General features: G+C 40.4%; 21 protein-coding genes and 2 pseudogenes. 13 read left to right on the top strand and 10 right to left on the bottom strand.

Features of this window, described 5'->3' with window-relative positions:
- Nucleotides 1-4 precede the first annotated feature (4 nt).
- Both L4D76_RS01930 and L4D76_RS01925 read left to right on the top strand, forming a co-directional pair.
- Complete coding sequence (locus tag L4D76_RS01930; protein ID WP_428439328.1) at nt 5-934, top strand: 5-oxoprolinase subunit C family protein; 930 nt, start codon at nt 5-7, stop codon at nt 932-934.
- Between the two features lie 19 nt (nt 935-953).
- A complete protein-coding gene (locus tag L4D76_RS01925) occupies nt 954-1205 on the top strand; it encodes a hypothetical protein (RefSeq protein WP_428439241.1) in 252 nt (83 codons plus the stop codon).
- A gap of 9 nt (nt 1206-1214) precedes the next feature.
- On the opposite strand, the gene L4D76_RS01920 is transcribed toward L4D76_RS01925, so the two are convergent.
- A complete protein-coding gene (locus L4D76_RS01920; RefSeq protein WP_428439240.1) occupies nt 1215-1982 on the bottom strand; it encodes a DUF3108 domain-containing protein in 768 nt (255 codons plus the stop codon).
- Between the two features lie 542 nt (nt 1983-2524).
- On the opposite strand from L4D76_RS01920, the gene L4D76_RS01915 reads away from it, so the two are divergent.
- Together L4D76_RS01915 and L4D76_RS01910 are read left to right on the top strand one after the other, a co-directional pair.
- Entirely contained in the window at nt 2525-2743 is a 219-nt protein-coding gene (locus tag L4D76_RS01915; RefSeq protein ID WP_428439239.1) for a hypothetical protein, read from the top strand.
- A gap of 136 nt (nt 2744-2879) precedes the next feature.
- Nucleotides 2880-3353, top strand: coding sequence for a DUF2947 domain-containing protein (locus tag L4D76_RS01910; RefSeq protein ID WP_428439238.1), 474 nt, complete (start codon nt 2880-2882; stop codon nt 3351-3353).
- Between the two features lie 122 nt (nt 3354-3475).
- On the opposite strand, the gene L4D76_RS01905 is transcribed toward L4D76_RS01910, so the two are convergent.
- On the bottom strand, nt 3476-4312 hold the full coding sequence (locus L4D76_RS01905; protein WP_428439237.1) for a pirin family protein: 837 nt from the start codon (nt 4310-4312) through the stop codon (nt 3476-3478).
- Nucleotides 4313-4738: 426 nt separating this feature from the next.
- Between L4D76_RS01905 and L4D76_RS01900 the strand changes: the two genes are divergently transcribed.
- Nucleotides 4739-6145, top strand: coding sequence for a bifunctional NUDIX hydrolase/phosphatase PAP2 family protein (locus L4D76_RS01900; RefSeq protein WP_428439236.1), 1407 nt, complete (start codon nt 4739-4741; stop codon nt 6143-6145).
- A 58-nt stretch (nt 6146-6203) separates the two neighbouring features.
- On the opposite strand, the gene L4D76_RS01895 is transcribed toward L4D76_RS01900, so the two are convergent.
- Nucleotides 6204-7913: an ABC transporter substrate binding protein gene (locus L4D76_RS01895; protein WP_428439235.1), complete on the bottom strand. Its 1710-nt coding sequence runs from the start codon at nt 7911-7913 to the stop codon at nt 6204-6206.
- Nucleotides 7914-8449: 536 nt separating this feature from the next.
- On the opposite strand from L4D76_RS01895, the gene L4D76_RS01890 reads away from it, so the two are divergent.
- Nucleotides 8450-9682 (top strand): EAL and HDOD domain-containing protein, encoded by a 1233-nt coding sequence (locus L4D76_RS01890; protein WP_428439234.1) that lies wholly within the window; start codon nt 8450-8452, stop codon nt 9680-9682.
- Between the two features lie 210 nt (nt 9683-9892).
- Here L4D76_RS01890 and L4D76_RS01885 read toward each other — a convergent pair whose 3' ends face one another.
- Nucleotides 9893-10381 carry a hypothetical protein gene (locus L4D76_RS01885; RefSeq protein ID WP_428439233.1) on the bottom strand — a complete coding sequence of 163 codons (489 nt, stop codon included), beginning with the start codon at nt 10379-10381 and terminating at the stop codon, nt 9893-9895.
- Between the two features lie 344 nt (nt 10382-10725).
- Nucleotides 10726-12087, bottom strand: a complete 1362-nt coding sequence (glpT, locus tag L4D76_RS01880; RefSeq protein WP_428439232.1) for a glycerol-3-phosphate transporter — start codon at nt 12085-12087, stop codon at nt 10726-10728.
- A gap of 1515 nt (nt 12088-13602) precedes the next feature.
- Here glpT and L4D76_RS01875 point away from each other — a divergent pair.
- The 6 genes and pseudogenes from L4D76_RS01875 to L4D76_RS01850 form a co-directional block, all read left to right on the top strand.
- Nucleotides 13603-13794, top strand: a pseudogene (locus L4D76_RS01875) (ISL3 family transposase); the annotation flags it as partial.
- A gap of 320 nt (nt 13795-14114) precedes the next feature.
- Nucleotides 14115-14855: a replication initiation protein RepE gene (repE, locus tag L4D76_RS01870; RefSeq protein ID WP_428439231.1), complete on the top strand. Its 741-nt coding sequence runs from the start codon at nt 14115-14117 to the stop codon at nt 14853-14855.
- Between the two features lie 250 nt (nt 14856-15105).
- Nucleotides 15106-16590 (top strand): ABC transporter substrate-binding protein, encoded by a 1485-nt coding sequence (locus tag L4D76_RS01865; RefSeq protein ID WP_428439230.1) that lies wholly within the window; start codon nt 15106-15108, stop codon nt 16588-16590.
- 154 nt (nt 16591-16744) lie between these two features.
- Complete coding sequence (locus tag L4D76_RS01860) at nt 16745-17698, top strand: ABC transporter permease (RefSeq protein WP_428439229.1); 954 nt, start codon at nt 16745-16747, stop codon at nt 17696-17698.
- Nucleotides 17699-17700: 2 nt separating this feature from the next.
- Complete coding sequence (locus tag L4D76_RS01855) at nt 17701-18561, top strand: ABC transporter permease (RefSeq protein ID WP_428439228.1); 861 nt, start codon at nt 17701-17703, stop codon at nt 18559-18561.
- Between the two features lie 10 nt (nt 18562-18571).
- Nucleotides 18572-20248, top strand: coding sequence for an ABC transporter ATP-binding protein (locus tag L4D76_RS01850; protein WP_428439227.1), 1677 nt, complete (start codon nt 18572-18574; stop codon nt 20246-20248).
- 667 nt (nt 20249-20915) lie between these two features.
- Here L4D76_RS01850 and L4D76_RS01845 read toward each other — a convergent pair.
- Both L4D76_RS01845 and L4D76_RS01840 read right to left on the bottom strand, forming a co-directional pair.
- Nucleotides 20916-21419: a hypothetical protein gene (locus tag L4D76_RS01845; RefSeq protein ID WP_428439226.1), complete on the bottom strand. Its 504-nt coding sequence runs from the start codon at nt 21417-21419 to the stop codon at nt 20916-20918.
- 246 nt (nt 21420-21665) lie between these two features.
- Nucleotides 21666-21749 (bottom strand): annotated as a pseudogene (locus L4D76_RS01840) (IS6 family transposase); the annotation flags it as partial.
- A 728-nt stretch (nt 21750-22477) separates the two neighbouring features.
- Here L4D76_RS01840 and L4D76_RS01835 point away from each other — a divergent pair.
- A complete protein-coding gene (locus L4D76_RS01835) occupies nt 22478-22819 on the top strand; it encodes a thiamine-binding protein (protein WP_428439225.1) in 342 nt (113 codons plus the stop codon).
- 673 nt (nt 22820-23492) lie between these two features.
- Here the strand turns inward: L4D76_RS01835 and L4D76_RS01830 are convergent.
- From L4D76_RS01830 to L4D76_RS01820, 3 genes are all read right to left on the bottom strand, one after another.
- Complete coding sequence (locus L4D76_RS01830) at nt 23493-23699, bottom strand: cold-shock protein (protein WP_428439224.1); 207 nt, start codon at nt 23697-23699, stop codon at nt 23493-23495.
- Nucleotides 23700-23917: 218 nt separating this feature from the next.
- Nucleotides 23918-24451: a hypothetical protein gene (locus L4D76_RS01825; protein WP_428439223.1), complete on the bottom strand. Its 534-nt coding sequence runs from the start codon at nt 24449-24451 to the stop codon at nt 23918-23920.
- Nucleotides 24452-25047: 596 nt separating this feature from the next.
- Entirely contained in the window at nt 25048-25497 is a 450-nt protein-coding gene (locus L4D76_RS01820) for an SMI1/KNR4 family protein (RefSeq protein ID WP_428439222.1), read from the bottom strand.
- Nucleotides 25498-25556: the final 59 nt, after the last annotated feature.

Here is a 25556-nt window from a genome sequence, read left to right as displayed (position 1 = left end):
AGGCATGCTGACGCTGCTACAAGATATCGGGCGGTTAGGTGTCGCACAGCAAGGGTTAAGTCAGGGTGGGGCGGTAGATCTGCATGCCTACTGCTGGGCAAATTACTTGCTCGGCAATGAGATGGTCTGTTCACAGCTTGAAATTACGCTGGGTCAAGCCAGTTTTAGAGCTGACAGCGATCTATTTTGTGCCATTGCCGGGGCAGACTTAGGAGCGACCTTGGATGATCAGCCCATTGCTCCCTGGCAGAGCTTTCATGTGCAAAAAGGACAGACTCTGGCATTCGGTTACCCGAAAGCAGGACTGAGGGCCTACCTGGCTGTGGGTGGTGGTTTTCAAATCCCCCCAGTGCTCGGCAGCGTATCTGCGGTGGTAAGAAATAAAATGGGAGGGTTACGATCAGGACAGCCTCTGGAGGTTGGTGATAAGCTGTCGGTTGCCTCGATGGAGACGTTACAGCAAGCCCAGCAACAACGGTGTGCCCGACACAGCGGGCAGAGCATCCCACCTCGTTATATCCCTGATTACAATACGCCTCTGCAGCTCCGGGTGATTGAGTCTTATCAACATGCTTTGTTTAGCGCGGAAGAGAAAGATCGTATTTATCAGAACGCTTATAAGCTGACTCAGCACAGTGATCGCATGGGGTGCCGGTTAGAAGGACCGGCTGTTGCAACTCAGCTCGATGGTATTGTCTCTGAAGGAATTGCTTATGGGGCGATCCAGATCCCAGCCAACGGGCAGCCGATTATATTGCTCAATGATCGCCAGACATTAGGTGGCTATCCTAAACTCGGCTGTGTCGCGAGGGTGGATATGCCTAAATTAGCGCAGGCAATGCCCGGTAAAGAGATACAGTTTTTGAGAGGTGATTTAGATACACTGGTACAAGAGTGGCAGCAGTTTTCTCGATTTTTTGGTTTACCCTTTTAGTTAAGGTTTGGGAGTTGAAGTGGCAAAGCCAAATAAAAAAGGCCCGACTAAAACCGTCGATGTTTTGTGCGCAGGGTGTAAAACACCGTTATTTAAATACCGTAAGGGGGGGAAAGGTTCGCTGGTGAAGTGTTTCAAAGAGCGGATCTCCAAAGATTTCACGACAGAGCCTTGTGTTTGTCCGAACTGTCACGCTCTTTTTGCCAGAGACACATTAGTTCGTGGAACACCTGCGTATAAGATGATTGGTGGTAAAGTGATCGCAAAATAAGCGGTTATTTCAACCAGATGGGCTCAACGTCGTCGTCGTGGCTGTTAGTGGTTTGGCTGGTGGGCATTGTATTTTTTTTCGCACCAGTGTCGCTTTCAGATCGAGGATTTTTCGTTTATAAGTCGCTCTGACTAACTGATAGTCAACACTGGGTGCAAACCAGAGTACCACTTTGCGATCGCTTTTCTTTATTTGTTCGACACGAATGGTGTTAACGCGGCCGAAATTGGTGTTGATGGTTTCTTGTCCTTTCACCGCAAAGTAATAGTGATTCACTTCATCAGCCTCTTGTAGCATGAAATCAAAGGCTTGATCGCCATTTATTAAATGGAAGCGCATCTGACTACCGATGGCATCGCCATCAAGTAGTGGCATATTATTATCAAAAAATGTCAGGGTTTTACCATCATTCAAGACGGAAGAACGACGACCATTGTCACTGAATTTAGCGGAAATGTTTCCTGCCATGATCCCTGAGATCATTCGGTCAAACGACTGAGTCAAAAACGTGTTTTTTTCTGACGACCACGCTACTTTTGATTGCTGTTTCAATGTGGATTTTGTGACCAGAACATCGACTTTACTGTAGGTATAGATGTCAACGTTGCCATCATTCCAGTTCAGGTTTCGCTCGAACATGCCAATTTTATGGTTATGAAAATAGACGTTATAAGTCAGTGTCTTATTGCATTGGTGGTATTGGGCAGGCAAAGCAGCATACAGCAATGATGAAAAGCTGCTGAGCAAGACAGAGATACATAAAATTAAACTTTTCACCGTACCTCCGAGTAATTATGAGCTTAGGGGGGTATAAGTAAACGGTAGCAGTGACTGTGGGTTAGTGCAAAAGTCGATGAAATGATCTGTTAATCATAACCCATAGAATGGGAGTTAGTCTTTTTTTGGTGTGTTCTTGCCCATTAAAAAGTAAAAAATACGCAATAAAATCTATAATAAAGAGACAAAAAATTATCTCTGCAGCGAATAATGGCTTAAGGTGCATGTATATGAATATTTACCATCTTGTATATTGAACACTCACTATTATCAAAGACAATTGTTATATAATCGTGAGTGGATAAAAAAAATTCAATTAATATGCATTTATCGTTATTAGTATTATAAATCAGTATGATACGCAGTGGTATTGTTCGCGAAAAATTTAGCGGTTCCTTTATTTTAGAAGTAAGAGTTTGTTTCTCTTAGACTTCGTGAAAATCTGCCATACCTCATTTAGATGACATTTTAGTGTCGGTGATTTGACGATTTAAAAACGGACTCCTATTTTTATTGAGGTTTAACTGAGAGAGGAACTGGCAATGAAGAAAATGAACTCGGCATATCGATTAAGAATCATCAAAGAAGTAGCAACAAGAAGGCGTCTGACAGCACAAGATGATCCGATGGCTAATCATATCTCTCAGTTGATCGATTCTCATTCCGGAGGAGACTCCCATACTGAACCACTGAATTTTAGCGGCAGCCATTATGATGAACGCATTGGTGGTTGGGTCAGTAATTTTTGGGACATGAAATAACCAGAGGTGGTGGGCGAGATACTAGAGCAGAGCCTAGGATCTCGCTACTCGACCGTCCATTGTTTTTTCACCGATCACTGGAACAAAACCGACGACTAAGGTACATTGCTTCGTCAATGTTTTGTTAGGTCGACGAATGAACTACGTAGAGTTAGAACAGTATTCTCGCAAGTGGATTTTCACCCACGCTTCAATGCCTGTTGAAGCAGATGATTTAGAACAAATTAAACCTTTCACTCAAGCGCGTTCGTCTCAAATCTGGTGTGAACATATCAGTAGTCAAAGCCCTGATGCCGATCACTTTGACAAAGGTGATTGGGCCCACGTTGACAAAATCTGGTCAGAATCCATTGACTGGCAGAATGCCTGGGACAGTGACGACATTGATTTACCCCCGGAGCTACTCGAATTTATCGATTGGGAAGATAATACTACGGTATTTTTCTGCTACGAAAAATACAATGTGATTGAGACTAAGTGGGGAGTCTTTAAGCGCAATTGGAAAAATTTCCTTTTCTTTGATGATGGCCCAATTCTGATTGGCCGCAAAAAGAAACAGGCGTTGTGGTTTAATTCCAATGGCACGTTTAAGTGTGGTAATCGCGCTTAATTATTTATGCATTCTGCTAATGTACCGGTAGAAGTTTAATGTATATGTAAACAACAGCTCTGATACCTATCGTACCCTGAGGGTTCTGAAAAAGGTTTAGGGCTATTTTTTCATACCTGAGTTTATCGACAGGTTTTAACTGTGTTCATCAGTTCGTCAATTTTGTTTTTTCCAATAACAAGATTTTTCTTAGATGAATGCACTGAGGCACCTGAACTAATTAAAGGTTGGTTCAGAGGTTCACCTAGCACAACAAATAATCGTGTGCCTGTATTCCCGGTTTTTATTTGTATAGGCTGTGATGATGTTTCCAATATACCCATTTGACAAGGATGGAGTTGATTTCCACTGATGTAAGCAATGCCAGAACGAAGATAAATAAAGCCTGAGGTTTGGTTTCTATCCGGTTGGTAACACCAGACACCATAAGGTGCAATAATGATATCGAGATAAGTCATTTCGATACTGTAGTGAACAGGGCTTTGTGCGCCGCTATAGGAGCCGATCAATACCTTGGTGGTTGAGTCTGTCTCTTCGACTAAGGGGAGCCTGCTGGTCGTGTAGTTTGCACTTGAAGCATCATCCATTTCCCCTTTATCTGCAGGTAGGGCGGTCCAGAGTTGGAAAGTTTCAACATTGCCATTTTGTGGTGTGATGGTGTCTTTATGAATAATACCGCCACCAGTGGTCATCACATGAATATCTCCCCCTTGCAATGTGGCCTGGCAACCTGATGAGTCGATGTGTTTGAGGTTGCCGGCAACGGGGTAACTCACGGTATCGACACCGGAATGGCCATGATAATCCAGCCCTACAGGCTGTAAGGCCCCCTTGGTTTCAAAGTGGTCCCATAGCACAAACGGATCTATCTCTGAGATATTGTCTCTGTTGATGAAGGCGGTCATTGCCCCTGCCTTCAATCCGTAGCGGATTTTTATTATCTTTCTTGTGCTATTCATAATCTAACCGAGGAATGTTCAACAGTTAAATCATAGACCTTACGCTGGAAATAGACCAAGCTTTGTCTATGCTCAAACTACTTCAAGATGCATGATTCAGAGCTTCCTCTGGGAATTCAATTCAAGCGAAATGTGTGGGGAAATTCTTGCTGAACACTGCATATTGAAGTGGTTAGGGTATATAGATTTGCGAATGGTAATTGGCAGGAATATATCAATAAATCATGATGGCACTTGTTCGTATTAAGCTTGAGTCTGTTCAGAATGACGCTTGGTATAAAGAGCTGTTAGAATTGAAACAGGATCTCTGTTTTTCAAGGTTAATTTGTGTCATTAAAAGCTAGGTGTTTATTTCGGATATGGCTTTCTCTATTCTCTCTCTGTTTTGTGTTTCCTGTATTGGGCAATACAAGTTCATCAGAAGCCATGTCATCAAACAAAACCGTCATTCCCGATGATATCGTGGGTGCTGTTTGTGTCATCCGCCATGCTGATAAAATAGTTATGCTGTCAGAAGTTATCACTCAGAAATTATCCCTGCCCGGAGGGTATATTGATTCTGGTGATACACCGGAACAAGCAGCTGCTCGAGAGGCATTGGAAGAAACCGGTTTAGTCGTCTCAGTCGATAAGTTATTGCAGTATCGTGGCCGCGCTGCAATTTATAGCTGCCAGTCTGACACTCCGATACTGGTGTCTTCCCAAACGGATCTAACTGGTTTTCCGATTGTCGCATCTTGGTTTTCAGAACATTTTGGGAAAGAGGTAAAACGTGTTTATCTGATCAATCCGAATGAGGTGGCAGCCAAAGACTATCGCTACCCGAATGACACTGAATTATTGGCCAAATGGCTAGAACAAACACCAGAAAGTGATATTGAGATCTATGCTGATTTAAGTGACCGTGTCAGTTCACTCCATCGTACAGAGTTGATCCTTATTCGAAATTTTCAGCAATGGATAAAATCCTGGCCGGAATCGGCTCAGTTGTTCTTTGATGGCGCGATGTCAGTTCTGAATCTACCAGGGGAAGCTGTTTTTATTTTGGTTCTGATTTCTTTGGTGGTTGGGTTCTTTGGTCCGGTTGCCATGCTTCAACTGGCAGCGATGCTGATAAGTGTCACATTGGTTGCTTCACTGATAAAGCATGGGATCAGCTCGCCTCGGCCTTCTTATATTATCCCTGAATTACAGCAGGTTAGCGTCTATGGTTTCGGTTTCCCGAGCGGGCACACATTAATGGCGACGGTGTTGTGGGGGATGTTGTGGATTTTTTGCAAAGATCGAATGCCTGAAGGCGAGCAAGGACACCGTCTCAAGGGGTTAATGATCCCATTATTTACTTTGCTTGTTTTAGGACAAGCTATAGCACGCGTCTGGTATGGGGCACATTTTATCAGCGATATTATTGCCAGCTTAGTGCTAGGCATTATCATGCTGACGCTTTTTGTGAAGTGGAAAAAAGCCACAACATATTCACTCGTGCAAAGTATCAAGAATAAATGGTTCTGGTTGGTGACGACCATCGTCGTTGGTTTGATCACTAGTATTACTCATAACCCGGTTCATGTGGATCTGTTTGCGATATTGCTGGGCATTTTCCTCAGTACCGAATGGTTGCTGAAGAAGCCATTGACGGTTTCGCTCGCTAGTCGGTGTATGATCAGTGTGGTTGCATGTTTAGGGGCTGTAGCCATCGTTTACACCATTGATATATTTGCAGAGCGTTCAACGGTGAGCCTGATAGTACTCACGCTGCGTTCGGTTGGAACGCTGTTAGCTACCATTTGGCTGGTGGCAGGAATGTCTTTGTTCACAAAAAAACTGGCTTAAAAAACAGTCTAGTCAGGCGGCGATTCCAGGCAAGTAACACAGCCTGGAATCACCGTATTTATCCCACAACAACTTGATTTCTGCCATTGTTCTTTGCGGTATATAACGCCTTGTCGGCTCTTTGCAATATCGACTCGAAAGAATCGCCTTTGATAAAATTGGCCACACCAATGCTGGCGGTAATTGTGCTAACACTGCTGACGCTTATCTGACTGATGTTCACCCTTAACCTTTGGCAAACCGCAGAGGAAAATTCGAGATTGGTACCGGGTAAAACAATTAAAAATTCTTCCCCTCCCCACCGATAAACTCTATCGTTGGGCCTGAGTGTTTCTTTTAGCACTTTACTAACGGCACATAACACTTCATCTCCTGTCTGATGACCAAAGGTATCATTAATCTGCTTGAATAAATCAATATCTAAAATCGCCACAGCTAAAGGGTGATAATCGACATTGTAACGTTGAATATGGGCCACTACCTCGCTGGACGCCGCGCGACGATTGGGCAGGCCGGTTAGAACGTCGGTGTAGGCAAGTGATTGCAATATTTGTGATGCTGCTTTTAGTTCCTTATTGCGCTCGTCCAGAGCTTTTGTCCGTAGCTGTACGGTTGATTCCAGTTTTTGGTTGAACAGGCGAAGTTTTTCTTGAGCGGCAATACGTCGATTTATGTTAACTATCAGCACCGAAATAATGACGATCAGGAAGATAACGAAAGCGATAGTGCTGTTTATTAAGGTGGTATGTTGCTCATACAGAGACACGGGTCTGTCAATCACGATGCTATCCGACGGCAAACGGTTCAAATCGATATCAAAACGTTTTAATTGGTTATAGTCAAAAACCGGCGAATAATTGGCTTTGTCCTGGATTTCGATGTTACTCAAAGGGACGCCATCTAAAATTTTCAGAGCTATTTGGGCCGCATTCTGTCCATGAGAATAGGGATCATTCATCATGCCCCCTATGACCCCATTGCCTATCATGATTGATCCCCACATACCGTATACAGGCACCTTGCTACGACGAGTTAAAATGGGTAAGTGATGTTCAAACGAGAAATAGTTCCCTAACTTATCTTTGTGAATGGCCAGCATGAGAAAAACGGTGTCAGAACCAACGCTTTCTGCTTTTTGGAAGAGTTCGTCAATCGAGAACTGATCCCAGATCTCCAGGGTGATTTGTTTTTTGCTCGGATCATCTTGCCATTGTGACTTGATCTGTTGGGCTCGCTCCACCATGCGTAACCCTAAACCGGTTGTATCGCCCAGCATGACGATCTGTCGGGTAGCTGGTTGAAGTTGTAATATAAGGTCAAGATTACCTTCGATCTCCATTCCTTCTTGAATACCAGTGATATTGTTTCTGTCTTTTAATGTTTCAGGCGCAAAAACATTAATACCGCAGAATACAATGGGTTTGCCGGGAAACAGTTTTTCTCCGTGTTCGATCATAAAATTGTAAGCATGATCGTCGCTTGTAATGATAATGTCAGGCTCGTATTGCTGGTATTTGTATAGCAGGAGATTGATCAATTTGGTGGTGTACACGAGATCGTCGACAAACCGCCTTTCATCCATATATTCGATATGAAGGTTTTCAGCGTGGATGGAAGCAGTCAGTACGTCCTGAACGCCTCGCGTAAGTTCAGCTGTCCACTGGTATTGGGGATGGTAAGAATTTATAAGAAGTACGGTAGATTCATCTTTCGCAAGCGTCAGAAATGGCGTAAGCCACAATAGAAAGAACAATAATTTTGCTGCCATATTGCCTTTCCCCTTATCTAAACAACAATATATAAACTATTAATAAGTATAGGGGGCGTAGGCGAACCAGAAGTGTGTTATTTCACCCGATTGAATGCGAATACCCTCATACATATTATCTTGGCAAAAATATTTCTATCTATAGGGTATAATTTATGCAAAGGGCCGGATCTTTGTAATAAACATAACTTCATTCGTACTTAATAATTATCTTCAACGATCTAACCTCGCTGATATTGAATAAGATTCGTCTGTAAATTTAGATGTTGATGTCTATAAATGTTTGCACTTTTTGTATGTCGCTCGATTTTATATGAATCCGTATGTATATAATCTTATCGAAGCTTGCAACATTGAAAAGGTGGGTGATACTTCTTGGGCGGATTTTTATGGAGAATAAAGGGTAACTGCTATCAGTGTGAGCAACAGTTACTGAAAACAGTATTACTTTCGGTTATGATTAGTGTCGTTTTGGATCAGGAAGTAATTAATCATTTCCTGATTTTGAGAGTAAATACACTAGATTGAGTAAAGGAATGCAACAAGCTTTTATTAGACAAACTGTATATAACAGTAGAAAAGTGGTAGTGGCTTATCAGGTCAGTTTTATCAATGAAACAGCACCTTCTAACCACTGCATTCCTGTAAGTATATTTAATAACAAATGTGACCCCACAAAGTTACAGCAGCTATTAATTAATATTGGAATAGATAACTTATCTGATAGCAGACCCGTTATTGTCATGTTTGATCGAAAAACATTGGCTCATTTAGTGGGTTTTTATTTACCAGTAAAGTCTTTGGCAATTGAGATTTCACCGAATGAACAATTGGATGCTGAATTACTTCGCCTTATAGTTAAATGCAAAAATAAAGGCTTCACGATAATCATGGGGGCGGCTGTTTTACTTAGCGACCACAGTGATTTCTTGAAGTTGGTCAATTCCGTTAGAATCGATATTGATAATAATACTAACAATGAATTGGACGGAATTCTTAGTAAGCCATTACCGGAAAATAAACGGTATATTTTTGATAATGTACCTTCTTGTGAGGCGTATACAGAGTTAAATAAGCTATACAATGCACCCTTCTTCAAAGGAAACATCTTTTCAGTACCTGATATGCCGAGGGAAGAGAAAGATAAATTCAGTGACAGTATATTAGTAAAAGCAGCAAGTCATGTAATGAAAGACGGTTTTTGTTATAAACAACTTACTCAAGTTCTTGAGCAAGATACTAAATTAACTCATCAGTTGATATTGAACCTAAACTCTATCTTATATGGCAGAGACAATAAGATTAACTCCATAAAGCAAGCGATTTGCTTTATGGGAGAAAATAACATGCGCAAGTTTGTTGCCTTGATGGCAACAAAAAGTTTTATTGTAAAAGCTGATATACAAGAGTTGTATCTTCAAGCAACAATAAGAGGCCGCTTCTGTGAGCTACTTGCCATTAAAAAGGAAAAAAGCAACGCATTTGTTGATAAGGTTTTTATCGTTGGGTTGTTTTCTAAGCTTCCTGATATTCTTGGCATTGATATGGCTGAGGCCGTTGAACTACTTCGAATTAATAATATTGTAAAGGAAACCCTGCTGGGAAAACAGACAATATTGAAGCTCTACTATGACATTGCCTTAAGTTATGAAAATATGGAATTGGAGCAATTGGTTTCTTTAGCAAAAAAAATTGGCCTCAGTGTTACACATGTTTCTGGTTTATATCAACGGGCACTGATTGATGCAAAAAATGATAAATATTTTTAATTAATTCTCGTCATCGCTGTTGGTAGAAATTTTCTAAGCGTTGTCAGAAAATTTAGTTGTGGTCAAATAATAGACATACGGGTGTAACTAGACAAAGTTGCACCTCAGATGTTAGAGCCCAGCAGCGCTCTGCTTTCTTGATTAATCAGGCGCTTACCTCTATCGTCTAAATTGCTGGAGTATATTATCTGGGGGCTGTTATATAGTTTCTCAGGCGGCGATCAACTGTAATTGCTTATGTCTAAGTTTTTTAAGCAGTTCAGAGAGTAACATTAATTCTAATTCACCATGAAGATCTGACTGTGATGTACCGTCGATTAGCGTTGTAACCATATCAATAACGTTACTGATCAGCACGACATTCTTCGCGTCCCAATACCATCTCGGCGATTCTTGTACTAAACAAATCAAAGCGTCTCGGCTTGATAGAATATTTAAAAACTCAACGAAGCACTGGGTAGAGTACGGTTGAGTGTCAGGAAAATAAATCATCAGATCTAATAGCCATTGCTCAGGTTTTGTTTTCGCCATGGCAAAAAACTCAGACCATTGTGACGTTTGCTCAATCCTTTTTAATAAATCAGTCGGGGAATCGAAATTGCTAGGTGATACGGTTTCAACTTGTACATGCCCATTACCATCAGCGTGGTATATCTCATACGGTAAATCTCGCTGCGCTAATGCTTGTACGGGATCCATTTTATTAACTCCAGAAAAGGCTAAGTAGCCTTGTATTATACGTTAATCTGAAAAATGTTTGTTGAAGTTGACGACTATTCGCGGATTTTATCCTTATCGTACGTACAATTTCCAGGTATTGCCCTGATTTCAGCTTGTGGATTGTCGGCATGACTATCTCCTCATGTGTTCAAATTGTGCTTAGTCTCTTTTCACTATTTGAATTGATATTCAAATAATGTTGGTCGTTTTAGTATGACCAGGTTATTTGATCATCCAGGAACAGTATTAATTTCTGAATATTGTCTACAGAAAAAGGCTGCAACTTGCAGCCTTTTATTTGTAGGGTAAATCAGGTTAACAATTTATGCTGTAGCCGCTTCTGCTTCTTTTTTCTTATGTATCGCTTTTTCGCCAATAAATGCGTAACCAAGGCAAATAATAGAAGCGACACAAGAACCGACCAGAACCATAAAGCCGCCATCCCAACCGAAATGGTCAACGGTGTAGCCAAGGACTGCGTTAGCAGCAACCGCACCGCCCAGGTAACCGAACAGACCGGTCAGACCTGCCGCTGTACCTGCTGCCTTTTTAGGTGCAAGTTCAAGTGCATACAAACCAATTAGCATGACAGGACCGTAAATCAGGAAGCCGATAGCAATCAATGCAGCCATATCTACACCAGGGTTGCCCGCTGGGTTGAACCAGTAAACAAGAACGGCAATCGTTACCAGAACCATGAACAAGATACCTGCCGGAGCACGACGGCCTTTGAACAATTTATCTGAAATCCAACCGCAAAGCAGGGTGCCTGGAATACCTGCCCACTCATAAAGGAAATAAGCCCAAGAAGAGCCGTCTACCGTAAAGCCTTTTGCTTCTTTTAGATAAACGGGAGCCCAATCCAAGACGCCGTAACGGATCATGTAAACAAAGGCGTTAGCAACAGCGATAGACCAAAGTAGCTTATTGTTCAGCACATACTTGAAGAAAATTTCCTTCGCAGTCATTTCTTTCTCATGTGCTTCATTGTAGTCATCTGGATAATCGTTTTTGTATTCTTCGATTGGAGGTAAGCCGCAAGATTGAGGCGTATCACGCAGAGTGATCCAAACGAAGATAGCAACTAATACAGCAAAGAACGCGGGTACATAAAATGCGGTATGCCAATCATCATTAAACGCCCATAAGCCAAGCAAGAACATAGGGCCGATCAAACCGCCACCGACATTATGGGCAACGTTCCAAACCGAAACTAACTCACCACGTTCTTTTTTAGACCACCAGTGGACCATGGTTCTGCCACAAGCCGGCCATCCCATACCCTGGAACCAACCATTTAGGAACAACAGAATGAACATTGCAGTAATGCTGCCTGTTGCCCAAGGCATAAAGCCAAAGCTGAACATGATCAATGCCGACATCAACAACCCGGCAGTTAAGAAATAACGCGGGTTGGAACGGTCAGACACACTGCCCATCAGAAACTTGGATAGGCCGTAAGAAATTGATACTGCAGATAAAGCAACACCAAGGTCACCACGACTAAAACCTTGTTCAATTAAAAAGGGCATTGCCAAACTGAAGTTCTTACGAACAAGGTAGTAACCAGCATAACCAAAGAAAATACTAAAGAACAACTGCCATCTTAATTGCTTATAAGTGGAATCAATTCGATCCGCGGGTAAAGGAGCAATATGCTCTTTCGGCTTGAAAATACCAAACATTTATAACCTCTATACGTCAAAGTAACAATGATTCAAAAGAACCATTTAGTAGCGCCTGATTTTCGTTCGAGCAAAAATCGAAGGGCGATATTGCTCGTTTGTGAACTTTTTTTCTGTGATGTGGCTCAAAAAATCATTTTGTTAATAACAAAACAACAAAATTCGCGTGACAAAAAATGGACTTGTTATCATAGCGTTGCGCGCGTGCATGGTGTGTAGCTTGCGTGTTGTTTTGGTTGGGCTGGATGATGCGGAAAAGTGTTATTGGCGTGAGTCGCCGTGCAAAAAAAAGCGGTCTAAGGAAAAAGAGGAACTTAAGTTTGACCACGGCGGTAACAGTTGCGCAACAACTGCAGTTTTGCTGTGATTTTTTGATGGGTGGATTTTTGTCTTAACGGGTAAGGGACACTGATATACCAACATGGATTGTCGGCATGACTATCTCCCATGTGCTCAAATTGTGCTGAGCACACTGCATGTCAGAGTATGAGACAGAAACGCCATAGTCGTATCACCCAGTTAAGCATTCCACTTATCCCGCGTTTGTAACGTGCATTCCTATGCAAATCCCACCTAACCAACTGCTTTGTTTCATGCAAATAGTGATGTAAAGTGAATGCAACCCACTTATTTCATAGCATGAGGCCAGTCGTCGTAGGATACGGCAGTGATACTGGAGAAGGAGAGCAATGTTACCCGCACTGACATATCAGTTGAGCCTGGGTCTTTTGATCACACCGGTTACTACCAGATTATCTCTAACACGCCGTAGTACTCTGCGTTAGTTTCTGAGTTGATAACTCAGACTAAGTTAAGAATGTGCAGGCGTGTTTGTCAACACATCACTAATAACAGTTAGAAAATTATCAATCTAGTCTCTTTTCTCTTCGTTATTTCTCATATACCAAATTAAGTTCTTCTTCGTGATTACTGGCCATGACTGATACAAATCAGTGGCTTGAAGTCTTTGTGAGGTTTATTGAATGCATATATGACATAGGGGAGGTTGTAAGCGTTTGGGATCACTCCCCCACGCAACGATTGCAGATGCTCAAGAAAGGGCAAATGACAAACGCGGAGGGAATGACTCCTTTGGAGCGCCTTAGAACTATTACTTCATTTGGGCTAGCTCGGATTACCTTAAATACATCAAAGTTTGCTAATCCGCTGATAAAAGTATGTATCTTGGATGTGAACTTTTACATTCCCAGCAATCAAGCTTTACCTCGTTTTCTTTGATTACTCTACTCTTGGCTTACAAAATTTGATTAACATTGAGAATGACAAATATATGGACATTTTTTTATTAAGCAGTGCCTCTTTCTTTGTTAGAAATCGGAAGCAACACCATCACAATTCAGCGTAAAAGTGTGCTGTTAACTCAACAGCCACATTTTTAATTCCTATAAGCTCCGATATTCCGAAATGCGAGTAGTGCTTTTAAAGCAAAAATAAGTAGCTACCTCATTGTTTATACGTAACATTTCCCTAATTCTTTCATTAAACACAGGAGACAAATATGGTATCTGTAATTACGCGAAATACCGACTGACCAGTGCCCGAATAGAAGCGGGTAATGTGTCAATTGGCATGATCCGCAAGTGAGCACGTAGCATTAAGGACACAGGTTATTTCAAATTGAAGATACGACAGACATCAGTACCAGAGATATATTCGATCTTCTACCCAAAAATAAAGCCCACATAACCGGAGAAGAACCATTTCCTAATGTCGATATATGCTGAATCAAAGGTTACTGGCATTAAGCAGAGATCTCGTTAAGGGTGTTGTCCGTTATTGATGGAGCACATCAGAATAATGATGGAAAAGTAATGTCTACAGGAGAAGTTAAGGATCATCATGAAAAAATCCGTGAGATGATAAAAACATTATCCAGGAGCAATAATTTTTGCGACAGAATCATTTCTATGCTCAACATGTTAATAATCATATGAACCGATTGTGATACAGTTCAAACAATGTTATTGTCGTGACACAATTTTTCCTTGTCACGGATTGACTTCAATATGTCAGCGTTAGCAAAAAAATCAGATATTGTTATTCACCAAGCTAACGCATTAACCTCCGCAGCATACAATCTTACCCGTAATGAAAAACGATTTGTTTACATAGCACTTGATAACATCATAAATAAACGTATTCAGTGCAATGAATTTGGTCAATACCCTGTCGAAATCAATCACGCTGAGTATGCATCGACATTTGAAGATGACAGCAAAAATATTAGTCAGGATATATTGAAGGTAACGGCTTCTCTGAATAAGAAAGAGGTTATTTTTTACCAGCCAGAAGAGGATGACAAAAAAAATGCCTTGGATGCCATTTCATGGACCACAAAACGTTCTTATCGAGCTAAGCTAGGAGCGACGACGGTATTCTTTAATGCTGAACTGGTGAATATCATTACCAAGGTAGATACGAATTTTACCCGATTTCTCATGGGAGAAGCTGGCAGACTTACTAGTCCTTACGCGATGAGACTTTACGAGTCATTACGACAATGGCCCGATCAGCAATCGATCACGCTTGAAGTGGATTGGATGATAGAACGCTATGAACTTCCTGAATCATATCGACGAATGAGTGATTTTCGCCGCCGCTTTTTAAAACCTGCGGTCAGGGAAATAAATGAGCATACGAGCATAACGATTGATTACGAGGAAGTTGCAGATAAAACACGATCTAACCGTATTGCAGCGATCACATTTAATTATTCACACCGTAAGGAAAAGGCAACTCACTCTTAAGTATGCTGTGACGACATAGAAAGGCCGGGGTAATAAATGCGATTGCCCTATCAGAACAAATTGAATAAATTCAAGCAGCATTTGGGTTTGTTGTCCATTTAATGTTTTGATATAGAGGAATAATTTCCTTTAAAAGGACAATGAAAACAGTAAAAGTGGTGATGATTAAAAGGAAATTTCGTCATTCTCACTCAAAACTAGATGGAATTTTTTATTTTAAATACTTAGGATAGAACAGGATAATTATCTAATGGTTTTAAAAAAGTTAATATATAAAAGCTTATTTGTTACATGCTTATTTGCCTCATTTGCGGATGCGACAACACTTCGAACTCCGCATCAGTTGGAATGGAGGGGACAGGAGTCTCTTGATCCAATTTCATCGACACGCTTTTATTACCCGGTACAAATGTTATATAACCGCCTAGTTCGACAAGATAAATCAGGCGCGCCATCACCTGAACTGGCAACCAAATGGACATCCAATGAAACAGCAACTGAATGGGTATTTGATTTACGCGAAAATGTAAAATTTCATAATGGTAAAGAACTTACTTCAGCCGACGTTGTGGCGACAATAAACAGAATTCTTGATACTAAACGAGATGCACCAGCCAGAGCGGTACTTTCAATAATACAAGACGTAAAAGCCTTAAATGATTATAAGGTTCAGTTTACTCTCAATAAAGCGCATTCTGATCTCCCTATTCTATTAATGGATTATCGAGTAAAAATATTACCCGAAAATGTTGATCTAGATAAGTCTCTTATCGGTATAGGAACAGGGCCATTTAAGCTCAAGAATCTTAATGTCGAAGGAACAACAAACCTTATCGCCAATAATGAATACTGGGAAGGAAAACCAAAACTTGACGGTATTGATTTAATCGCTATTGCTGATGATTCAGCTAGAGTTCAGGCCCTTTTAGCCCGACAAATCGACTGGATTGGTTGGTCTGGAGTGACATCTCAACAACTGCCTTTATTTCAATATAACAGCATGTTTAAAATCGATTCTATTTCAACCGGTGATTGGCGTGGGATTATATTTAAAAATGATGTCGCACCATTTACCGATCCAAAAGTACGTAAAGCACTGCGAATTGTGACTGACCGAGCAGAAATGGCCAGACTTGTACTTGGAGAAGATGGGGGGGCAACCACCTGTGATACTCCGGTATGGAAAGGCGATCAATATAGAATGGATTTAGAGTGTAAACAAGATATTGAAGGCGCTAAAAAACTATTAGCAGAGGCTGGATTTCCTGATGGTCTTGATATCGATCTTTACACCAGTAATACTGATACCTATTTTCGACCTTTAGTTGAAATATATCAACGACAAGCTGCAAAAGCCAATATTCGCATTCATATAAAAATGACACCTTCTGATAGTTATTGGAATGATGTTTGGATGAAAAGGTCTGCATTTACAACGCTTTGGGGACAACGTCCAGCCGATCAGGTGCTAAATGAAGTCTATCGCAGCACAGCCCAATGGAATGAATCCACTTGGAATAATAAAGACTATGATCAATTATTAGATGACGCTCGTCTAACTTTAGATTTTAATTCTCGTAAAAAACTTTATATCGATGCTCAAAAAATGTTGTGGGAAGAAGGTGGTAGTTTAATCCCATTCCACTTGCGAAATCATAGAGTCATGATGAAAAATATAAATATTCCTGCTGTGGAAGATTTTTCGATTCGATGGGATCTTGTCACAAAAGAATAATTTTCAAACAGAAAAATACAGTTGTAAAAAACTGTTTAGTTTGAATGAAATAAAAGTAGAACTAAAAATTCTACTTTTATTTATTTTTGCTTAATTAGAAGTTTCAACGTACATATTATATGTGTTTATACCTTTTAATATAATGAGGACCTTCATGTTTACCATGATTTATAAACGCCTTCTCACTGCAATGTTTTCTCTTTTTATTGTTGGAGTTCTGGTGTTTTTTGTTACTGAATCGTTACCTGGCGACTTTTGTACTAGTTATCTAGGCCAAAATGCAACCGGAACTCGATTAGAACAATGTCGTATTGACAATAATTTAAATTCCCCTTTAATTGAACGTTTTTCACTTTGGTCTGAAAATATTGTTAATGGCAATTTGGGAACATCATTAAAACGTCAAAGACCCGTTAGCGACGTACTTATTCCTCGATTAGAAAACACCTTAATTCTTGGTGGAATAGCGGCCTCGATAGGGATCCCAATAGCCATTCTTCTTGGATGCATCGCAGGCCTTAGAGCAAATAAAAAATCAGATCACTTTATATCAATAGCTTCTCTTTTCACCATGACGGTTCCTGAATTTGTAACTGCTACCCTATTAACGCTTGTATTTAGCATCTGGCTACCATGGTTTCCAGCCGTTACTTTAATCGGAGAGAATGCTTCCTTTTCTGAATTGCTGCCTAACTTAGTATTACCTGCAATTACACTGTCTATGGTAATGATTGCTCACATATTACGCATGGTTCGCTCATGTATGATTACCGTGATGAATTCAAGCTATATTAAAATGTCTCGCTTAAAAGGCATCCCTTATTGGCATATTGTTTTTTACCATGCTCTTCCAAATGCCCTTCTTCCGGCTATCAACATTATCGCTCTCACTATTGCTTGGTTGCTTGGTGGTGTTGTTATTATTGAACAAGTGTTTAACTACCCAGGCATTGGTAGCCTTATGATTTCAGCCATTTACGATAGAGATCTCCCTGTTGTTCAAGGTGTCGCCATCGTTTTAGCGGTCATTTATATTTTGGTTAACCTTTGTGCAGATCTTCTAACCTGTATTCTTAACCCCAAACTTCGCACACAGCAAGGATATTAAAAATGAGTAAGACTAAATTGTTAATGGAGTATTTTAAACAACTTAGCTCAACTCCATCAGCTAAAGTTGGTTTAATCTTATTCATTTCCCATATTTTGTTAGCTTGCTTTGCTACCTATATCATTCCCTATGACTATGGACAAACCGATAGCTTTAATATACTTAAAGGTCCAAGTATTGAACACTGGCTAGGAACAGACCAGTTAGGAAGAGATATATTAAGCCGAACAATTATGGGGGGCAGAGCTGCCCTATTCATTACCTTTGCGGGTAGTTTTATCGCCATACTATGGGGGAGCTGCTTAGGGATTTTTACCGGATTTGTAGGCGGACGTTTTGATGAAATAGTGATGCGTTTTATAGATGCTTTATTATCAATCCCTTGGATCCTATTTTTGCTTCTGATCATCAGTGTTCTAGGACAGAGTGATACGACGTTAATTTTAACATTAGGCTTTTTCTATGGCATTGCGGTAATAAGAGTTGTCAGGGGAGCCACCCTTGACATCATTACTCATGACTATATTTTAGCCGCACGCCTACGTGGAGAGCGAACAAGCGCCATCATCAGATATGAGATCTTGCCTAATATTATGAATGTAATCTTAGTTGATGGAGCTATGCGTTGGTCATGGATGTTACTTATTTTCAGCTCTTTATCTTTCTTAGGCTTTGGCGTCAATCCTCCAACGCCTGATTGGGGGCTAATGATCGCGGATACTCGAGGGTTTATGTCTGTCGCTCCTTGGGCAACTCTTGCGCCGTTAATCGCTTTAAGCTCACTTATTTTTTCAATCAATATTACTTCAGACGCCTTATCAAAAGTGGCTGGTATAAGTCATGATAACAGCTCACCGGTATAAGGAAAAAGAGATGAATCGTATAATCGAAGTTTCAAATTTAAATTTGGGATACGTAAATAAATCAGGTGATTTCTGTCATATTCTCAATAATGTCAATCTTCAAGTTAACCCCAAAGACATTATAGGCCTTGTGGGAGAATCAGGCTCAGGGAAAAGCACACTAGCCCTTTCTCTAATGGGATACACAAATGACGATTGTATGGTTAAATCTGGAACCATCAATTTTTATAATAAAGACATCTTGCAACTATCAACACTAGAGTTAGCAGAAATAAGAGGTAGCCAAATAGCATTAATACCTCAAAATGCAGGACAATCATTGACCCCAACAATGAAAGTGGGTCGGCAAATACAAGAAGTATTACAGTTTCATAGTAATATTGACAAAGAAAATTATAAATCTAAAGTCATTGAGCTATTAAACGACGTTAAATTGCCAAATCCTGAGCAAATTTTTTATCGCTACCCGCACCAACTTTCAGGAGGCCAGCAGCAAAGAGTCGCAATAGCAATGGCTCTAGCAGTCAAACCTAAACTACTAATTTTAGATGAACCAACTACAGGCCTTGATGCCACAACTCAAGTCCATATTCTGGATTTACTAAAAGCATTAATAAATAAACATAACGTTTCAATGGTTTTTGTAAGCCATGATTTTGGGGCGGTTTCTCGACTTTGTAATAAAGTGTGCGTTATGTATAAAGGCGAGATAGTAGAACACGGTGACATCAGGAAAGTGTTACTAGAACCTGAACATACGTACACTCAGACATTACTAAAAGCTGTTCCTGTTATTGGGAAAAAACAAGAAAAAAACGTTTCAATAATAAAAGAAAATAAGGTGCAAAAAGAAACAAGCATCTCGTTAAAGCAACTGAAAATATCCTATCACCGTAAAACGTTATGGGAATCAATAACTAGAAAACCAGAGCCAGAAGCCACAGTAGACAATATAAACCTAACATTAAAGAAAGGTGAAACACTGGCCTTGATTGGTGAGTCTGGTAGTGGAAAATCAACAATTCTTAAAACCATTGCAGGATTAAACAAAGCCAAAGGTGGAAAGATAACATTCAATGGAAAGCCATTAGAGATACTTGAAAGACGGACTAAAGAACAAAAAAAACAAATCCAGATGATATTTCAAAACCCGGATGCATCGTTAAATCCAAAGCAAACGATTTTGCAAATTTTATCTAAGCCATTACAACTCTATTTTGATATGAATAGCTCTCAGTGCCATGAGAGAGCAAAAGAGCTATTAGTACAAGTACATCTAAATCCAGACTATCTGTATAGAAATCCAACCATGCTTTCTGGTGGCGAAAAACAACGGGTCGCAATAGCAAGAGCCTTTGCCTCGGAGCCAGAGTTATTGCTTTGTGATGAGATAACCTCGGCTTTAGACGTAACCGTTCAAGATACAGTATTAAAATTGCTAAAAGAGCTGCAATTAAAATTTAATACCAGTTATATCTTTATCGCTCATGATTTAGCCATTGTGGAATCAATCGCAGATCAAATTGCCATACTTAACAAAGGTCGAATTTGTGAAGTAGGACCAACAAAGTCAGTATTTGCCAATCCTAGTCATCCATACACAGAAACCTTATTAAACTCAGTTCTAAAACCAGAACCAGAGCCAGAACTAGAAACAAAAGTAGAACCTGAACTGAGATACGCATAGAGATTGTTTTTTAATCGGTATAACTGCCTATCCTACAATTGGATAGGTAGATTATGAATAAGAAAGGACTTGAAGATTTGTGCATTTATGGTGCTTAAGAATGTAAAACGAATTATTGATTTTCTATGGCTGGAATGAAAGATAAGTAAAGTATCTCAAATTCACATCAAAGCGCCGACACTTAATCTATCACGTAAGGCGTAGGGGCGATTGCGAGATAGAAATCGGCACTTCGTGTTCCGTGTGCTTTGGATAAGTAGAGCGATAGCCCTAACAAGATTTAGGGCAAAAGTGAGTCAGAGCAATCGACCTCGTACCACATGGCTATTCATCATCACTCGTTGAACCAGTGCCACTGATTTTGCTCGGAACTGGGGAATGCGAGCTAAAGTCAGGGCCGTATCAACAGATAAATAGTGCGAAGGGCCTAAGGCACTATGCCCCTTAATGAGTTAAGTTGCACTTGGCATATAGTCACTTTTCAAGAGATTTTTTACGAGGCAAATTGTCTCACTTCACGCCCCCATGCGTGTTGGAGCTTTTGACGAGTTAGGGAGCTCTGTCCATCTACACTTTCCGTAAAAGTCCCGGCGTACCTGGGCTGTCTGGTTGAATTTGCCGTCTTTCAGGTAATAAAAAGCCCATACAGTGATGGGCTCGGATGGCTTTACTCGAACATGTCATTTATCAGGGAGCTTAATTGATTAGCCGCGGCAAGCAAGTTGCCATGAGATTTTTCCGTAACATAATCTTTATCTGCCATCTCCCTGATTGCGGCTCTCATGCTGGTCTCTATGTGATCTAATACTTCTCCATCTCCCCCTCGTTGTTGAAGTTGAAATCTTGATATTTTAATCGCATTAGTCATGTTTATTATTTCCGGATCTTTCTCAATTTTCTTTTCGCCAACAGATAGCACTAAGAACTCAAGAAGGTTCTTTTCTAGACAGATTGAAGTGTCATAAATAAATTGGTGATTAATTTGCCATCGCCATGTTTTTAATGCTTGATACCCAAAGTAGGCCGCACCAGCTGTACCAAACCCAGAAGCTATTCCTGCACAGTCTTTGATGAATTCCCATAACGGAAGGTTAGGAGCAGAGGTTGCTTGTCCAGCATTGAATACAACATAAAGCAGTGCTATGTATATTACGACTTTTATTCTATCCATATTTAATGAACCATCTTTTAATACCAGGAAAAGTGAAGTTTAATCAGGAGATTATAATCATTTGCTGTTGAATAACTTAAACTTTTCTATTCCTATTACTACGGTAGTTCTGTAACACACCAGTTAAGCGATAAATGTTCATGCATAACAGTGTCGCCACCTTTGCCCTTCGTCCTGAATTTTCCGTAGAAGGGCATTGTTGCAAATAATCAGATAAGGCAGATCTAGTCAGTCATTGGCTTAAAATTACGAGTAAATCACCTCAACATTGAATAAACGATTCATAAAGGCGGATCTCTCCCGCACAATGGTTTTACGTTCATCATGACGTCATCATTAAAGATCTATTTTCGGAATAATTAAATCAACCTATCGAAAAAGCTAAATTAAGCGCTTAAAACGATCAATCGGTATCAACGATTGTTATTTCAACATTATTCCAAAATGAGGTGACATTTAGGTGTACCATGCCGTCTGTGACGCATAGGTTATGAATTTAGAGTATCTATGTGGCTGTCACCTCAGAATTAATACCTAACATTAGTCAAATGGATGGACGAATAACCGTGTATATTTCATGACAAAAAACAATGATGACAGGGTAACTATAATAAGCGGATTTCCATTGCTGGATAAACTTATCTAGCTCGCTAACGCCCTCATTGTGAGTTGCAGGAACGCCAAATATCAGACTATTTTGATTGACCTGTTCTATCTCGCTTCGGGACAGAACCAAGTTAGAGTATTTGCGTGGGCTTAGTGGGTTCGGATTAGGGATTGTAGGTTAAACCAAGTCCGCTATCACTGAATGAGGCGAACTTGGTCAAAGATCTCGATTAAGTCATTTGGCTCGCTTCACGGGAAAGAGCGAGCGTCACGTTACTCCTGTACAGCATTCTCTGACAGCTAAGCGGCTTGCGTTAGGCGTCCTTGCTTGAGTTCCTTGTTAGCTGTGTTCTCTCCAGAGAAAAACAACAATATATGCTTAGAAGAATGTTGCAAACTGATTAAGATGCCATTATAAGTCAACCATTCAACACCACATAAAGTAAATGAAAATGACAAAGCCAAGCCAAGTAGAAAAAGATGTTTTCGTAGCATTTCAGGTCATACCTCGCCTAAAAGAAGGAAACAACTTTGAAGCAGTGGATAAAGCCATTGAAGTTGTCAAAGCTGCTAATGTTCCGTTTCAAGTTGGTGCAATGGAAACGACAATGAAAGGTGAGCTTAATCAGCTTCTTGATATCGTAAAAGATGCACAACAGGCTTGCTATGATGCTGGGGCTTTAGAAGTGATTACCAACATTAAAATTCACAGCAAGACCTCTGAAGCAACCGACACATTTTGTACTTATCATCGCGGCGTAACACCTGCTAACCACATGTTTGTAGATAAGTAATTTCGCACTCTCTAATTCTACCTATTATATTGCCGTTTCAAGCTAATGTAGCTTTGAAACGGCACTAGCTCCAAAACCACCAAGTCTTGAGCAACGCTTGCTACTGGGAGAAGCGAACGTTGCTGACACTTAGCAACCCTCTTCACCCACGCATAAGCTCTGGTATCGAAAACCAGCATTAACAGCCTGTGAATGAGTTTAAGCTCTAAATGATAATGGGGCAAAACCGAGCCAGAAGTGGCTTCACACTCTGTAGAAATAGAGTGTTAGGTCTATGGCACTTTGTGCTCCACAGCAAGGTAGAACCACTTGATGCAGATCGTGATTTCAAGGTTTATTCACGAAGCGAACTGTAACGCTTTACGCTCCGTAGCTTGATGTCACCGCTGTCGATTTCTTGAGGCGTTAGCATGCCAGTTCTATTAGCTGCCGAACCACAACAACATTTACAAGATTAAAAAATCAGTCACACACCAGAAGCCAGATCTGAAAGGTGGTGATAGGGAATTTCTCTATGGGCACGCCCCTGCTCAACACCATACAAACTGATGTGAGTAATGAGTTTCTCGGGTTTGTAGGCTTTCTAGAGAGGGTGGCGCGAGTAGGGGCTGAGGGGGTAAGGCTCTCAGCCACCCGATAAAGTGTGGCCACTTGTCCGTGTTAATTTATGAAGTCAAACTGGAACAACATTGGTAGCACATGGCCCCTTTTGGCCTTGTGCTACTTCAAATTCAACTGCCTGTCCGTCATTAAGCGTTGCGTATTCTCCGCCACTATTAATTTCTGAATGGTGTACAAATAGGTCTTTACCGCCATCATCTGGCGTAATGAAACCAAAACCTTTGTCTGCATTGAACCACTTTACTGTACCTTTAGTCATACTTGTCTCTTTAGTTTAATTGTGTTGATTGATCGCAGTGTTCTACATTCGCATTATAGCTGTTAAAAACTGCTCAACGTGAAATACACAAATATTGCTGATTTACACACCAATGCCTAAGTTAATGCGCGGCTAATCGCAGTTGCTGATTGAACACCGTAATAACAAAAACCAATTCATACTAAAACCGCCGAATGTAATGCATCACCTTGATTGCTTTATACAAAATTCAGTGCTAATGAGTATATAACTAAACTAAACGGAAGATAAAAATCAGTAAGGATACGCCCTCGAAATAAGAAAGATAGTTGGATTGGAATACTTTGCCACTTAAAGATGCTTTGAGGGGCTTTTATTAGTTTATAACTTTGTTCTTGCCCACGATTAGTAGGAAACTCAACATTGACTTCATAGCAACCGTTTATAACAGTGGTTCTAGCAACATTAGTATAAGTATATGTCCCTGATATAAGTGTTACGCCTTTAGGCAGTGATTTGAATATGTAATTAGTGAGTATTCTGTCTAACCTTAACGACACAGCCTTTTGATACTGACTTCGCAATGCTGAGTATGCACCATCAGTGTGAAAATACTGGTAGAAGCGCCAAACAAAATACGCTTGAGCTATTAATATTAGATCAAATAACACATCTGGATTTTTTACTCTTACTGAAGCACCAAATAATTTGAGTTCTTCACCAAACGTTACCCCACCCAAATGAATTAGAATAATCGCAAGAGTGACTAACAAAAGGTGCCGCCTTTGCCTGATTGTAGATTCACTCATTTGCAGAGTATCTGAATTCAAGTTCTCCCTCCTATTTTGTACCAACGCCTACAATAAGGTGTGCCAACACAGAACCAGCCAAGCGCACCGAACTTCAAACCAGAAATGCCGAGTGTAAGGCATCACCTTGATTGTTTTGTGTACGCCCAGCATGGGCATGAACTAATGAGGTGAAAGTCCTCTGTAGGAAAATCACCATTTAACATTCAACTTGTTGATATTAAATGTTAACTACTAGTAAATGGCAAGGGCTTTTCCGCGAGGAACGGTCTGAAGGAAGCCGCTAGCAAAACTGCGATCTGATGAACAAGAACATCATATGAGGCGTAGGTCAGAGGCGAGTTGGCACAAGACAACGAAGCCAAGTGATTTAATGACCACCGTAAATGATGCAGTTGCGCAGTGAAAGTCCATGTCCTTATCTGGAGAGATCTGCTTAACATGCGATCGTTAACCTACCCAGCGTGGTCGCTGGTTCAATAGATCTGGCTGTGCGGATCCGCATGCAGGGTGTTGTGGGGGCTGAGGGTTAGAGACCCTCGGCTACCCGATTAGCTGTTTTAAAGTTCATTGAACTCCTCTAGCCAACCGACGAAAGAATTAGAGACTTTTTTAACGGTACACAAATCGTGATTAAAAAACCATACGGGTAAATCTATTTGCTTACTTACGCAATCTGTAAGTTTGAAACAAAACATATTTCCCTTACAGTCAGATGCAAACAAAATATGCCCTTTCGGCATTCCACTCATTTCATAGAGCTTTGATAGAGAATGAACATCTTCTAGGCTCAAGAAATCTTGTACTTCAGAAATGTCGGAATTTAAATCACAGATTTTAGTTAACACATTTGGAGTGTGAACCAAACCATATGTAGATATCAAATACTTATATGAGTCAGGTAAAAAAGCATTTAATTTTGATTCAAGCTCTGCAATATCATGATTATTTATTGGAACCATGGAGTTTTTACTACTCCAGTTTTTTACGAATAAATCAATGCTATTCATTTAGCGATACTCCAAGACAGCTAACGCCTTGCTCACCGGATAATTGGGAGCGCAGCGAG

Source organism: Photobacterium sagamiensis (assembly GCF_050337085.1).
Classification (GTDB): Bacteria; Pseudomonadota; Gammaproteobacteria; order Enterobacterales; family Vibrionaceae; genus Photobacterium; species Photobacterium sagamiensis.
The sequence above is the reverse complement of the archived record's forward strand: the minus strand, read 5'-3'. Positions and strand labels throughout refer to the sequence as shown.